General features: G+C 44.3%; 12 protein-coding genes. 10 read left to right on the top strand and 2 right to left on the bottom strand.

Annotated elements, in window-relative coordinates; all coding sequences use genetic code 11:
* Window positions 1–7 precede the first annotated feature (7 nt).
* Together BS614_RS12615 and BS614_RS12620 are read left to right on the top strand one after the other, a co-directional pair.
* Window positions 8–871 (top strand): carbohydrate ABC transporter permease, encoded by an 864-nt coding sequence (locus BS614_RS12615; RefSeq protein ID WP_373865007.1) that lies wholly within the window; start codon window positions 8–10, stop codon window positions 869–871.
* 100 nt (window positions 872–971) lie between these two features.
* Window positions 972–2,525 (top strand): ABC transporter substrate-binding protein, encoded by a 1,554-nt coding sequence (locus BS614_RS12620; RefSeq protein WP_074094287.1) that lies wholly within the window; start codon window positions 972–974, stop codon window positions 2,523–2,525.
* A gap of 140 nt (window positions 2,526–2,665) precedes the next feature.
* On the opposite strand, the gene BS614_RS12625 is transcribed toward BS614_RS12620, so the two are convergent.
* A complete protein-coding gene (locus BS614_RS12625) occupies window positions 2,666–3,817 on the bottom strand; it encodes an MGDG synthase family glycosyltransferase (RefSeq protein WP_074094288.1) in 1,152 nt (383 codons plus the stop codon).
* A gap of 50 nt (window positions 3,818–3,867) precedes the next feature.
* A complete protein-coding gene (locus tag BS614_RS12630) occupies window positions 3,868–4,395 on the bottom strand; it encodes a phosphatase PAP2 family protein (protein WP_017689668.1) in 528 nt (175 codons plus the stop codon).
* A gap of 710 nt (window positions 4,396–5,105) precedes the next feature.
* On the opposite strand from BS614_RS12630, the gene BS614_RS12635 reads away from it, so the two are divergent.
* The 8 genes from BS614_RS12635 to BS614_RS12670 all read left to right on the top strand — a co-directional run bounded on the left by BS614_RS12635 (window position 5,106) and on the right by BS614_RS12670 (window position 13,342).
* Entirely contained in the window at window positions 5,106–6,344 is a 1,239-nt protein-coding gene (locus tag BS614_RS12635) for a glycosyltransferase family 2 protein (RefSeq protein ID WP_036610177.1), read from the top strand.
* A gap of 334 nt (window positions 6,345–6,678) precedes the next feature.
* Window positions 6,679–7,173, top strand: coding sequence for a translation initiation factor IF-3 (gene infC, locus BS614_RS12640; protein ID WP_017689666.1), 495 nt, complete (start codon window positions 6,679–6,681; stop codon window positions 7,171–7,173).
* Window positions 7,174–7,197: 24 nt separating this feature from the next.
* Window positions 7,198–7,401 (top strand): 50S ribosomal protein L35, encoded by a 204-nt coding sequence (gene rpmI, locus BS614_RS12645; protein ID WP_017689665.1) that lies wholly within the window; start codon window positions 7,198–7,200, stop codon window positions 7,399–7,401.
* A gap of 88 nt (window positions 7,402–7,489) precedes the next feature.
* Window positions 7,490–7,849 carry a 50S ribosomal protein L20 gene (gene rplT, locus BS614_RS12650; protein ID WP_017689664.1) on the top strand — a complete coding sequence of 120 codons (360 nt, stop codon included), beginning with the start codon at window positions 7,490–7,492 and terminating at the stop codon, window positions 7,847–7,849.
* A 580-nt stretch (window positions 7,850–8,429) separates the two neighbouring features.
* Window positions 8,430–9,470 (top strand): BMP family lipoprotein, encoded by a 1,041-nt coding sequence (locus BS614_RS12655; RefSeq protein ID WP_074094290.1) that lies wholly within the window; start codon window positions 8,430–8,432, stop codon window positions 9,468–9,470.
* Window positions 9,471–9,768: 298 nt separating this feature from the next.
* On the top strand, window positions 9,769–11,307 hold the full coding sequence (locus BS614_RS12660) for an ABC transporter ATP-binding protein (RefSeq protein ID WP_074094291.1): 1,539 nt from the start codon (window positions 9,769–9,771) through the stop codon (window positions 11,305–11,307).
* Window positions 11,300–12,379: an ABC transporter permease gene (locus BS614_RS12665; RefSeq protein ID WP_074094292.1), complete on the top strand. Its 1,080-nt coding sequence runs from the start codon at window positions 11,300–11,302 to the stop codon at window positions 12,377–12,379. Before BS614_RS12660 ends, BS614_RS12665 begins: the two co-directional genes overlap by 8 nt.
* A complete protein-coding gene (locus BS614_RS12670; RefSeq protein WP_062833426.1) occupies window positions 12,380–13,342 on the top strand; it encodes an ABC transporter permease in 963 nt (320 codons plus the stop codon).
* Window positions 13,343–13,437 lie beyond the last annotated feature (95 nt).

The following is a 13,437-nucleotide window of genomic DNA, read 5'->3' on the forward strand; positions in this document are numbered from 1 at the left end:
CACTTTCATGTTTCAACTGATTTCCTACAGCTTCATCATCATTTTATCAATCATGTGCTTGCTACCGTTTCTGCTGATTTTATCCGGTTCATTCAGCAGCAACGAGTCCATTGTGAGGGATGGTTATCACCTCTTTCCAACGGACTTTTCCCTGGAAGGTTACAAAATGGTTTTTACATTCCCTACAAAGGTACTCAAGGCTTATGGGGTAACGGTCTTTACAACGGTGGTGGGGACTACGCTTGGGCTGTTCCTCATCACGATGGCCGGATTTGTGCTCCAGCGTAAGGATTTTAAATATCGGAACACGTTCTCGTTTTTTATCTACTTCACAACCCTGTTTGGTGGGGGACTTGTGCCTTGGTACATTATGTTGGCGAACTACTTCAATCTCACAGATACGTACACCGTACTGATTTTCCCGGGGTTGATGACGCCATTCCTCATTATCCTGATGAAAAACTTCATTCGCTCGGCAGTGCCGGATGAATTGATTGAGTCCGCCAAAATTGATGGAGCGAATGACTTCCGCATCTATTTCAGCATTGTGTTGAAACTGGCGATGCCTGGTATCGCCACCGTAGGTCTGTTCTTGGCACTCGGTTACTGGAATGACTGGTTTACCTCATCCCTCTTCATTAACAACCCGGATATGTACCAACTGCAATTTTATCTCTACAACACGATGAACACGATCACATTCATTGACCAGATGGCGATTGGCACAGGGATCACACTCAGTCAGGATGTGCCTACCGAATCAACCAAGATGGCAATGGCCATCGTTGTAACGGGACCGATTTTGTTCCTGTATCCGTTTGTACAACGTTATTTTGTTAAAGGACTCACCATTGGTGCAGTGAAAGGTTAGAACGTGAACACGCTGTGGGTGTCAGGCCATTGACATCATTTCCGGTCTGAAACATGGCGAGTCTGCGCTAACATATAAAGGTTCACCACAAAAAGGGAGGATGCATATGCGTAACAAAACAATTCGGCACCTGTCTCTGGTACTTGCCCTGATGTTGTTCGCCGGGGTACTTGCCGCATGTAATAACGGTTCGGGGGGATCGACGCAAGGAAGCGAGCAGGGAGGAACATCCGAGAACAAAGGCGAGAAAGTCACGCTTCAATTTTACATGCTTGGGGATGCTCCGAAAGATCTACCTGTTATTGAATCCGAGATCAATAAGCTGGCGGAGGCTGATCTGAACGTCAATGTGAAATTCAACTACACCTCATGGACCGACTGGGATCAAAAATATAAACTGTTGCTGTCTTCCGGGCAGCCGATCGATCTGATCTTCACAGCGGATTGGACATTCTACCAGTCCTATGCCAAGAAGGGTGCGTTCCTGCCACTGGATGAAATGCTGCCTACAGCAGCGCCGGCGCTGAAAGCTCATGTACCTGATGACATGTGGAATGCTGTCAAAATCAATGACAAAATCTATACTGTTCCATCAACTTGGATTGAGTATGTAACCGAGGGGATTGCGTACCGTGAGGACTTGCGCGAGAAGTACAATCTTCCGAAACCGGAATCCTTGGAGACGCTCGAAGCATATCTGGAGGGCATCAAAGCCAACGAACCCAATATGATTCCGATTGCCGATAGCAATGCCAACCATACCCATGGTATTCGTCAATTAACATCCAAGCTGGTTAATACAGCAGGTCAACTTCCATATGGACTGGATATTATGTATGACTCACCATCGACCGTGACGTCCTACTGGGGATCCGCGCAACACCTGGAAGACCTGAAAACATACAAACGCTGGATGGATAAAGGCTTTTTCCCGAAAAACGTACTGAATGTAAAGGATACTTCCAACTCATTGCTGCAAAATGGAAAAGCGGCTGTTGTTCTGTCCGGGGAGAACCCGAACAAATTTAATGCAGATGTCATCAAGGTGCAGTCTACTCATCCAGATTGGAAACTGGCTTATTTCCCGTACCCGAATGCGAAAGGGTTTGCACAACCGGTTCACCCGATCCACAATGGTTTTGCGATTCCGCGTAGCAGTAAAAACCCGGAAAAAGCATTGGCATTTTATGAGAAACTGGTGACAGACAAACGATATAACTGGTTGACTGAATACGGCGTTGAAGGCAAAAACTTCGAGGTAGATAATGGATACTACAAGATGGTAGGCGATGCACAAACAAATGGCTTCCCGCGTGAGGGCATGAATGGTTGGGCATGGCGTAACCCAGAATTCATGCTCTATGACAAAACCTTTGATGACGTGCTGACCATGTTTGAAGATCTCGACAAAATCAAGAAGCCGGATATTTATACCGGATTTGCTGAAGACTGGACACCGTACCAAGCCGAGAAGGCTGCATTGGAACAAGTAGAAAAACAATATCTGTATCCGCTTAATGTAGGTTTGGTGGCAGACGTAGAGGCTGGATTGAACACATTTATGGAGAAGGCTAAACAAGCAGGGTTGGAAAAAATTCAGGCAGAATACACCAAGCAGTGGCAGGAGTACTTGAAGTCAACAGGCATTCAATAGTTTGTACTTTCCTTCATAAAGAAAAGGTGCCTTCAATTCCGAAGGCACCTTTTCAATGTGGTTGCAGGCTTGTTTGAAGTCGTTGGTTAGAGGCGTGATTGGACGAAGAATACGGGAAGCGACATCCTATTGGGATAAATTCATAAACGGGCCTCTTCTACGGATGAAGGACGAACGTCCTCAAGCAGATCGATAATACTTTGAGCGCTCTGCATTGGATGAACCTTGGCGATTTCCGCCAGATGACGTTTGCGTTTACGTACAACATCCGGGTAGTGATGCAACAGCTTGTTCATCCATTTAACCACTACGTCGGGCGAAGTTATGGGTTCTCCCAACCCTCTTGCCGTAAAATAATGGACGTTTTCTTCTTCCTGACCAGGTATAGGGTTGTGGAACAACATGGGAATTCCTTTGGCCAAGCCTTCACTGCATGTCATTCCCCCAGGTTTGGTAATCAGAAGGTCGGATACTTCCATTAATTTGTCCACTTCGTTGGTGTATCCCATAATGTGAATGTTTTCTTTGCGATACATGGGGTTCTGTTCCATGCTGATCCGTGTTTTATCGTTGCGACCGAGACAAAAAATGATTTGAATATCTTCATGCCAGCGTGTCAGCAGCGGATGGACCAGCTTGTCGCTGAGCATTCCCCAACCGCCGCCCATCACCAGTACAGTAGGCATGTTCTTGAGGTTAAATCTGCTTCGGATCTCTTCTCGCCCGGGATGCTCCCAGAAATTTGGATGCACCGGAATGCCCGTGACTCGAATGTTGTCTGCAGGTACGCCTCGTAGCATTAGTTTGGACTTAACCTCATCTGAAGAAACTAGATAAAGGTCTACTTCGCGGTTAATCCACGTCCCATGTGCATCATAGTCGGTGATGACTGTGCATAGAGGAACCTGTACACCCAGACGCTTCAGTCTGGATATGACAGCACTTGGAATCGGATGTGTACAGACGATCGCATCGGGACGTAACTGGCGCACAACGCTGCGTGTATGTGTATAGAACAGCTTATGCAGCGCCAGTGTTGTCAGCCTGTTCAATGATTTTTTATATTGGTGTCTGTATACGTATCCGAAAAGTTTGGGTTGGTTGGTAACCGTTTTTTTGTATGCTGTTATAATCAGAGGTGCAACCTTTGGATTTAAGAAACTTCCCAGTTCAAGCACTTTTGTCTGCACGTCTGGCGAGAGCTTTCGCAAATTGCTGGACAGTGCATAGGCGGCTTGAGTATGACCCGTACCAAAGCCTTCAGATAATAGTAATACTCTTTTTTTCTCCACGCTTGCTTCACCTGTTCCTGCTAGGTTTTTCTGAGTCTAACATATCGGCTTTAAGACCAGAATGCAACTGTTGCAAGTGCGACTAAAGTACCTATTGTGGCACCCGCCAGAACATCGGAAGGATAGTGTAACCCCAGATAAATTCGAGAGAATCCGACAATAAGGGCTACAGGCAACAATATTAGCAATAAGATCGGATCAGTGGTCATAAAGGGAACTGTGACCGAAAAAATGGCAGTTGTGTGCCCTGAAGGAAACGAGTGATCCGTCAGGGGATTACGGAACGTAATTGTATCCGGCAAGGCCAGATAAGGTCGAATGCGGGGATACAATTTTTTCGCGATAGCTACAGGGATATGGCTGACCGCAAGGGCGATACATGCCTGGAGTCCTGTTGTGCTCCATGGAGCTGGAGCAAGCAGCCAGATTAACAACGATATTGCAATAGATGAAGTTGCTCCACCCAGATGGGTGAAATAATACAGCCAAAAATTCATAAAACGATTATGAAGTCGGCCGTTGATCCACATAAAAACATTTCGATCATAATCTTGAAACTTTAAGAATAAACGGCTCATATTGGCCTCCTGCCAGTCAGGCCGCCCGTAATGGCGGCATTATTTCCGGTGATTTTCTGCATCCGGTTTCGTCCTGATTAGTATATAACCGTTTTTCATGAACTTGAGGTTATTTCAGGTATATGTTTATCATATTTTTAAATGTTGTCCTTTTCAAGAAGAACCCATGTAAAGAACGTGAAATTCATGTTAAAGAGTGGATATATACCCATCTTAACTTTTTGACTTGGGTCAGCCAAAAAAGATACAATGATTCAACATGGCTGAAATGAGGTAAAAAAATGTGAGTTCTGTTTCAAACTTTTTGAGGTCTGTTTGCGTTATTTGTTATAGAGCCTCTGACGAAGAATAACATGCTGATGAAAAAAGCAGGGACTTTAGAAATAAAAATCAAGTAAACGGCTGAAAATAAGATATAACAGGCATGAATGCGAGGTTGTGGTATCACGAAGTGTCTATTCAGCGTTTAAAGATCACATTTCTGCTTCAGAAAGTGGAATTGGGGTTTTGACAAATGACTGAAAAGGATACAGAATCGATAAAGCAGCCAACTGATAGCAACCAAGCTTTGAAACATTGCCTGATATAATCACGTAGTACACAAAAGAACAGGGTCATATTCTGCAGATCAAAAAAAAATAAATTGCAGAATCAGGAAGAGAAATGCTTGAGTAAACTGGGTTTTGAAAAAAAGGGGGTAACAGAGAACGATGTTGGACGCTATATTCGTCACGATGCAGGTCATTCTGGCACTGCTAGCCGTGTACCAATTCACGTTTTCGCTGTTCGGTCTGATTAAGAAAAAGAAAAAGAAACATTATCCGGCGACAAAATCATTCGCTGTACTCGTCGCAGCACACAATGAGGAACAAGTCATTGGTGCCTTGATGGAGAACTTGAAACAACTTGATTATCCGGAAGATCTGTACGATGTGTTTGTCATCTGTGACAACTGTACGGATGGAACGGCTCAAATTGTCAGAGAGCATGGATTAAACGCATGTGTACGTACCAATGCCGATTTAAGAGGTAAAGGGTATGCCATCGAATGGATGCTTAAGTACCTGTGGAAATTGCCGCGTCAGTATGACGCAGTTGTTATGTTTGACGCGGATAACCTGGTTGACCGTAACTTCTTGCTTGAGATGAATGATGACTTGAACAATGGTTCGCGTGTTATCCAAGGATACATTGATACGAAAAATCCGGAGGATTCCTGGATTACTGCAGCTTACGGTGTATCTTACTGGTACATCAACCGTCTGTGGCAGTTGTCTCGTCATAACTTGAATATGGCGAATTTCCTCGGAGGAACCGGAATGTGCTTCGAGACCAACCTGTTGAAGGAAATTGGTTGGGGTGCAACAAGTCTGGTTGAAGATCTGGAGTTTACGATGCGCAGTGTGCAACGTAATGTGTATCCTGTTTTCAACTATGACGCCAAAGTATTTGATGAGAAGCCATTGACATTCAAAGCTTCAGCGAGACAACGTCTGCGCTGGATGCAAGGTCACTTTACAGTTGCGCGTAGATACTTCTTCCCGCTGCTCTGGCAGTCCATTAAGGAAAGAAGCCTGGTGAAATTCGACCTTGCTATCTATGGAGCCAATGTCTATGTGGTATTGCTTACGTTCCTGATGACGGCTGTGATGTGGGTAGACATGGCTATATTCAGCGGTCCGCACATTGCTAATATTTATGGATACTTCCCGTTATGGGTTGGGTTCGTGGCTATTGGTTTGAACATTCTGACGTTCCTACTGTCCATGGCGCTGGAGAAGGTTACCTTTGCCAAAGTTTATCTATATCTGATTTTGTTCCCGATCTACCTGCTGTCTTGGTACCCGATTACGTTCTACGCTTTCTTTACGCAGAACAACAAACAGTGGAGCCACACTCAACATACACGTGTTGTACGGTTGGATGAGGTGCAGAGCAAACAAGGGTAAGGAACATGCATATGAGACTTTGTCGACATCTGATATAACAAATGTATAATTTACAAAAAAAAGTTGTGAAGATGTTGACAATATGTTTTGTGGATGATATAGTATTTGAGTGCCTTAAAACGAATAGCAATGGAATCACAAGCAGAAGTCCGACTTCTCACCTGATCAACAAACATGTTGGCTGGTCAACGATCCCAATAATTTATGAAGTGTATACTCATGAAGAATTGTGTTGATTACAGGGATGTCGGTAGCTTGACCGGCATCCCTTTTATTTTTGTTTAACTGGATATTCAAAATGACCTGGAGGTGGACGATTATTAGTAAAGATCACATGATTAATGATGAGATTCGGGCGAAGGAAGTACGCCTTGTCGGAGCTGAAGGAGAACAAATTGGGATTACGCCCATTCGCGAAGCACTGCAAATGGCGATTGACCTGAATTTGGATCTGGTCAATGTGGCACCACAGGCTAAACCGCCGGTGTGTCGTATTATGGACTATGGCAAATTCCGCTATGAGCAACAAAAGAAAGATAAAGAAGCCCGTAAGAACCAGAAAATTGTTGATATTAAAGAAGTATGGTTCCGTTCCAATATTGAGGAGCACGATTATCAAACGAAGCTTCGTAATGTAGTTAAGTTTTTGAACGAAGGCGACAAAGTGAAATGTTCTGTTCGTTATCGCGGACGTGAAATTGCACATGCCGCGATTGGTCAACGGATTTTGGAGCGCGTTAAGGTAGAAGTTGCAGAACTTTGTACTGTTGAACGTCAACCGAAATTGGAAGGCCGCAGTATGATCATGATTTTGGCTCCTAAAGCCTGATAACATTGGAGGAGGAAACACAAAATGCCTAAAATGAAAACACACAGCAGTTTGAAAGGACGCTTCAAAATTACCGGTTCCGGTAAGGTCCTTCGTTACAAAGCTCACAAAAACCACTTGCTTTCCCACAAATCCAAACGTGCTAAGCGCGTTCTGAACGGTAACCCAGTTATGGCTGCCGGGGATGTTAGACGTTTGAAACAAGGCTTGGCTAACTTGAAAGGCTAATTCTAATTAGTACATTCCGTATGGGGGATCGGCTACGGCCGTACACATACCACGGATACATTTATATTTATTTGGGAGGTTCTTTAATATGGCAAGAGTAAAAGGCGGTTTTGTAGTACGTCGTCGTCATAAAAAGGTTTTGAAACTGGCAAGAGGTTATTTCGGTTCCAAACACCGTATTTTTAAAACAGCTAACGAGCAAGTAATGAAATCCCTGGTATACGCATACCGTGACCGTCGCAACACGAAACGTAACTTCCGCAGACTGTGGATCGTTCGTATCAATGCTGCAGCACGTATGAATGGTTTGTCTTACAACAAACTGATCCATGGTTTGAAACTTGCTGGAGTAGACATGAACCGCAAAATGTTGGCTGATCTGGCCGTTAACGACATCAATGCGTTCAACTCTTTGGCTACTGTAGCTAAAGGCAAAATCAACGCTTAAATTGTATGATACAAGCCGCCGTACCTATATGGCGGCTTTTTTTACGGCTTGGGAAGAAATTCGAGGATGAATCTCTGAATGAGTAGAGCGAATAGGCTGTAGTCTGGAAGGGAACAATGAAATCAGATAACTGGTGAATAACGGTCCATGGGAATACATAAAATACGAACGGTGAAATAATACAAATAAAAACAGGTAAATCCCTCTCATCACTAAAGTTCACGATATGTTTTTGTTATGTAACATCACATCGTTGTAACGTTAGTGTGTTAAAACGCTAAATTATTAAGCGTTTTCAATAAAAAAAGAACAAAAATATGTGATATTTGGTGATGAAACATCTGGATTTTAACACTGGTTGATTGTATAATCACCTCTAGTAGGCTAGTCCTAGATTTTTCTCTCCATGTCATAATGTTCGGTTTTTCGACAGATGATAGGATGCTTCAAGGGTGAGAATGCGCTTTTAATGTCGAAGAAACCATACATTCTGCATAAAAGTCATTCCTGCTATCTGTTAACCGTTCAATTGTAGGCTGGATTGGAATGAGGGATATATCATTAAGGGGGAAAAAGAGAAATGAAAAAGATGCTCAGCTTGTCTTTGGTAATGTTGCTGGCGGTATCTGTTATGCTCGCAGGTTGCGGTAGCAAACCGAAAGAAGAAACAAATGCCGGAGGAGATACAGGTGGCACACCCACTGAAGCGAAATCCGACCTCAAAATCGGTATGGTTACTGACGTAGGTGGAGTTAATGACAAATCCTTTAACCAATCCGCTTGGGAAGCTCTGCAAGCGACTGAAACAGAAACAGGTACTGCTGTTAAATACCTGCAAAGTAAATCCGATGAAGAGTACATTCCTAACCTGAACGAATTCGTTAAAGGTGGATATGATCTGACTTGGGGTATCGGTTTCCAATTGGCTGATGCAATCAAAACTGTAGCTGAGCAAAACCCTGATGCTAAACTTGCGATCATCGACAGTGTTGTTGATGCGCCTAACGTTAAATCCGTAACATTTGCTGAAGAAGAAGGATCTTACCTGGTTGGTGTTGTGGCTGGTCTGACAACAAAATCCAACAAAATTGGTTTTGTAGGCGGTATGGAAAGCCCACTGATCAAAAAGTTTGAAGTAGGATTCAGAGAAGGCGTTAAAGCAGTTAACCCTGATGCTCAATTCATTTCTAACTACACAGGTGCATTTGATAAACCTGACCTGGGTAAAGCAGCAGCAGCAACACTTTACAATGAAGGCGTAGATATTATCTTCCACGCTTCTGGCGCAACAGGTAACGGTGTGTTTAACGAAGCAAGTGCTCGTAAGAAACAAGGTCAAGATGTATGGGTTATCGGTGTTGACAAAGACCAATCTCTTGAGTTTGGTGATGAGATCACTTTGACTTCCATGATCAAAAAAGTTGACGAAGCAGTTAAGCGCGTTAACAAAGAAGTAGTTGATGGTACATTCGCTGGCGGTTCCGAGAACCTGACTTTGAAAGAAAACGGCGTAGGTATTGCTGATACCTCTACTGCCAATGTATCTGCTGATACACTTGCAAAAGTGGAAGAGTACAAAGAAAAAATCATCAGCGGCGAAATCAAAGTTCCTACGGAGTAATTTTGATCTTAGTCGCAAATGAATAATCATTGGGGCCGGTCTTGACCGGCCTTATGATTGCAAGAACAGGAACATTTGATCAAGTCATCATAACAATTGTACAAGGTCACTGTGCACCAACGCTCCGGTAGGAGCTTTTCTTAAGATAATGGAATTGATATGTTTTTAATGAGCTGAGCCATTCGATTATCGCAAGAAAAACTTCAGCTAAGCGCGGTCTGTCTTCTTTGAAAGTACGTCGATAGACGTTTTTTTTACGTTTGCGGAACCACACTATATCAGTTATAAGGGTGATTACATGGGTGCAGCAACCCCCGTCGTTGAGTTAAAACAAATTACGAAGCGTTTCCCAGGCATTGTTGCCAACGACGCCATCAGCCTTCAGCTTCGTAAAGGCGAGATCCATGCGCTACTGGGCGAAAACGGCGCTGGTAAGTCAACGTTGATGAATATTGTATTTGGTCTCTATCAGCCAGATGAAGGTTCCATTGAAGTGAATGGCAAGCCTGTCATCATCGACAGCCCTAACCGAGCAATCGATCTTGGCATAGGCATGGTGCATCAGCATTTTAAACTTGTACAGCCGTTCACGGTAACAGAGAACATTATTTTGGGATCTGAACCAACGAAGGGTCTCAATATTAACTATAAAAAAGCAGCCGCTGAAGTTCAGAGTCTTTCCGAACAGTATGGACTTAAGGTGAATCCTCATGCCAAAATTCATGATATTTCTGTCGGAATGCAGCAACGTGTAGAGATTGTTAAAACGTTGTATCGCGGTGCAGACATTCTGATTTTTGACGAGCCTACAGCCGTATTGACTCCTCAAGAGATCAAAGAACTGATGATCATCATGAAGAGGCTTGTAGCTGAAGGAAAGTCCATTATTTTGATCACGCACAAACTAAAAGAAATCATGGAAATCTCCGATACGGTAACGATTATCCGTCGGGGTAAAGTGATTGATTCGGTCAAAACTTCGGAAACGAATCCGAATGAGCTGGCAGAGAAAATGGTGGGGCGGAATGTCACATTCAAAGTGGACAAAAAACCGGCTACACCCGGAGCCAATGTGCTCGAAGTCAGTAAATTAACGGCCAAGAATAAAGAAGGTATTTCGGTTCTGAACCAACTTAACCTGAACGTACGTGCAGGAGAGATTGTCGGAATCGCAGGCGTGGATGGTAACGGTCAAAGTGAACTGATCGAAGCTCTTACCGGACTTCGTAAAGTAGAGAGCGGTTCGATTCTTTTGGAGGGCAAGGAGCTGTCCAATCATTCTCCGCGCCATATCTCGGAGTCGGGTGTAGCCCACATTCCGGAAGATCGACATAAACACGGACTTGTACTTGATTTTTCAGTGAGTGAAAATATCGTTCTGGAATCGTATTATAAAGCACCATACACCCGTAAAGGGTTCCTTAACTTCGATGCCATCAAACAGCAGGCGAAGCGGCTTGTTGAGGCATTTGACGTGCGTACACCAAGTATCGAGACCAAAGCTCGGTCCTTGTCCGGAGGAAACCAGCAAAAGGCCATTATCGCCCGTGAGGTAGATAAAAACCCTGAACTGCTTATCGCTGCGCAACCAACACGTGGTTTGGATGTAGGGGCTATTGAGTTCGTGCAAAAGCAACTGATTGCACAGCGCGATCAAGGGAAGGCTGTTCTGCTGATTTCATTTGAGCTTGATGAGATTATCAATGTATCTGACCGAATTGCTGTTATTTATGAAGGACAGATCGTTGGCGAGGTGCTGCCGGAAGAAACCAATGACAGGGAGCTCGGCTTGATGATGGCGGGCAGCACCCAAAAGAGAGGTACTGCGCATGAATAACGTATTGAAATGGTTTACCCGAGATTCATTTATTTTGCCTGTAGTAGCTATTATTATGGGTCTTATTCTCGGTGGAGTTGTCATGCTGATTGGTGGCTACAATCCAATTGAAGCCTATGGTGCATTGTTCACCAAGGTATTTGGCGACATGTACAACTTTGGTGAAGCAGTACGGGAAATGACACCACTAATTATGACTGGACTTGCATTTGCATTTGCATCACGTGCAGGGTTGTTTAACATCGGGGGAGAAGGTCAATTTCTCGTTGGTATGACCGCTGCAACATTTGTTGGTGTTAAGTTTGCAGGTTTGCCGATCTACCTTCATGCGCCACTGGCTTTGATTGCCGGTGCATTGTTTGGTGGTCTGTGGGCCGCTATTGCTGGTTATCTGAAGGCGGCACGTGGGGTCAATGAAGTTATCAGTAGTATCATGTTGAACTGGATTGGTCTGTATCTGGCCAACCTTATCGTACGCCAATTCTTGCTGTTGAAGGGCGAGAATCGTTCCGTGGATATCAGCGAGTCGGCGTCGATTAGTTTGACATGGCTCTCTGAACTGATGGGCAATTCCCGTGTACACATGGGGACGTTGATTGCCCTTGTGATGGCTGTGCTCTTTTATATCTATATGTGGAAAACAAAACAAGGTTATGAAATCCGCGCGGTAGGTTACAACCCTAATGCGGCTGAATATGCAGGTATGCATGTTAACCGGAATATCGTAAAAGCGATGTTTATCAGTGGTATGCTTGCCGGTCTTGGTGGTGCCTTCCAGGTTCTTGGTGTGTTCCATTACCAGACCGTAATGTCGGGTTCACCGGGTACAGGCTTTGACGGAATAGCGGTTGCACTGATTGGTTTGAATCATCCATTTGGAGTGTTATTGGGTGCAGTGCTGTTCGGTACCCTCACGTACGGATCTGCAGGTATGAGTTTTGCTGCGGATGTTCCGCCTGAGATTATTCGGATTGTGATCGGTTCGATTATCTTCTTCATTGCGGCACAAGGCATCGTGCGCTGGATACTTAAACCGTTCTATTCGAAGCGTAAGAAAGAGAAGGTGTTGTAGATGGACTTGTTGACAATTGGGCAAATTATCAATACGACGCTTGTCTTTGCTACGGCATTGATTTTTGCATCACTCGGCGGAATTTTTTCGGAAAAATCAGGTGTAACCAACCTTGGACTTGAAGGCTTTATGGTCTTTGGTGCCTTTGCAGCTGGAATCGGGGCGCATTATGCTCAAGAAGCGGGCATGGGTGGAACGACATCGGCCTGGATGGGGGTTTTGCTCGCGATTGTATTGGGCGTACTGGTATCGCTGATTCATGCCGTTGCGTCCATCACATTTAAGGCAGACCAGATTATCAGTGGTATCGTCATTAACTTTTTGGCAGCAGGAAGTACGTTGTACTTGGTTAAACTGTTGTTTGAAGGTTCTGGTGATTCACCGTTGGTTCAAGGCTTCAGCAAGTTTGATGTGCCATTCTTGAAAGACATTCCTTTGCTTGGGGAAGCTTTCTTCAAGAACGTATATCCAACGACATATCTGGCTATTCTGTTCGTATTCCTGACGTATTACATCATGTTCAAAACGCCATTTGGTCTGCGCCTTCGTTCTGTAGGTGAACATCCAAGTGCGGCTGATACGGTGGGTGTTAAAGTGCTTCGTTATCGCTATATTGGCGTTATGATCAGTGGTGCGCTTGCGGCCATTGGTGGAGCTGCGATTACGTTGACGACTACGGGTACATTCTCACACAATACGGTTTCCGGCCAAGGTTATATTGCCATTGCAGCTATGATTTTTGGTAAGTGGAATCCGATTGGTGCCTTTGGTGCGGCTGTCTTCTTTGGATTCTCACAAGCGATCCGAAACTATGTACAGTTGTTTGAATGGTCACAAAGTATTCCCCAGGAAATTATTTTCATGTTGCCTTACCTGCTTACCATCATCGTTCTCGTTGCAGCAGTTGGACGTTCTTCGGCTCCGTCTGCACTCGGTGAAGCATATGATCCGGGTAAAAGGTAACAACCTTTCCCATATCAGGTTAGCTATTCAGAGTTTTGATAAAGGGTCCGCCTTGTGCGGGCCTTTTTTTTGTTTTCTTGAACGCCCATCGACTT

Origin of the sequence: Paenibacillus xylanexedens (genome assembly GCF_001908275.1) — a bacterium.
GTDB lineage: Bacteria > Bacillota > Bacilli > Paenibacillales > Paenibacillaceae > Paenibacillus > Paenibacillus xylanexedens_A.

Bases quoted from the DNA above. Each gene is read 5' to 3' on its own strand.
- BS614_RS12615 (WP_373865007.1), top strand. From the start codon at position 8: ATGTTTCAACTGATTTCCTACAGCTTCATCATCATTTTATCAATCATG.
- BS614_RS12620 (WP_074094287.1), top strand. From the start codon at position 972: ATGCATATGCGTAACAAAACAATTCGGCACCTGTCTCTGGTACTTGCC.
- BS614_RS12630 (WP_017689668.1), bottom strand. From the start codon at position 4,395: ATGAGCCGTTTATTCTTAAAGTTTCAAGATTATGATCGAAATGTTTTT.
- BS614_RS12635 (WP_036610177.1), top strand. From the start codon at position 5,106: ATGTTGGACGCTATATTCGTCACGATGCAGGTCATTCTGGCACTGCTA.
- infC (WP_017689666.1), top strand. From the start codon at position 6,679: ATGATTAATGATGAGATTCGGGCGAAGGAAGTACGCCTTGTCGGAGCT.
- rpmI (WP_017689665.1), top strand. From the start codon at position 7,198: ATGCCTAAAATGAAAACACACAGCAGTTTGAAAGGACGCTTCAAAATT.
- rplT (WP_017689664.1), top strand. From the start codon at position 7,490: ATGGCAAGAGTAAAAGGCGGTTTTGTAGTACGTCGTCGTCATAAAAAG.
- BS614_RS12655 (WP_074094290.1), top strand. From the start codon at position 8,430: ATGAAAAAGATGCTCAGCTTGTCTTTGGTAATGTTGCTGGCGGTATCT.
- BS614_RS12660 (WP_074094291.1), top strand. From the start codon at position 9,769: ATGGGTGCAGCAACCCCCGTCGTTGAGTTAAAACAAATTACGAAGCGT.
- BS614_RS12665 (WP_074094292.1), top strand. From the start codon at position 11,300: ATGAATAACGTATTGAAATGGTTTACCCGAGATTCATTTATTTTGCCT.
- BS614_RS12670 (WP_062833426.1), top strand. From the start codon at position 12,380: ATGGACTTGTTGACAATTGGGCAAATTATCAATACGACGCTTGTCTTT.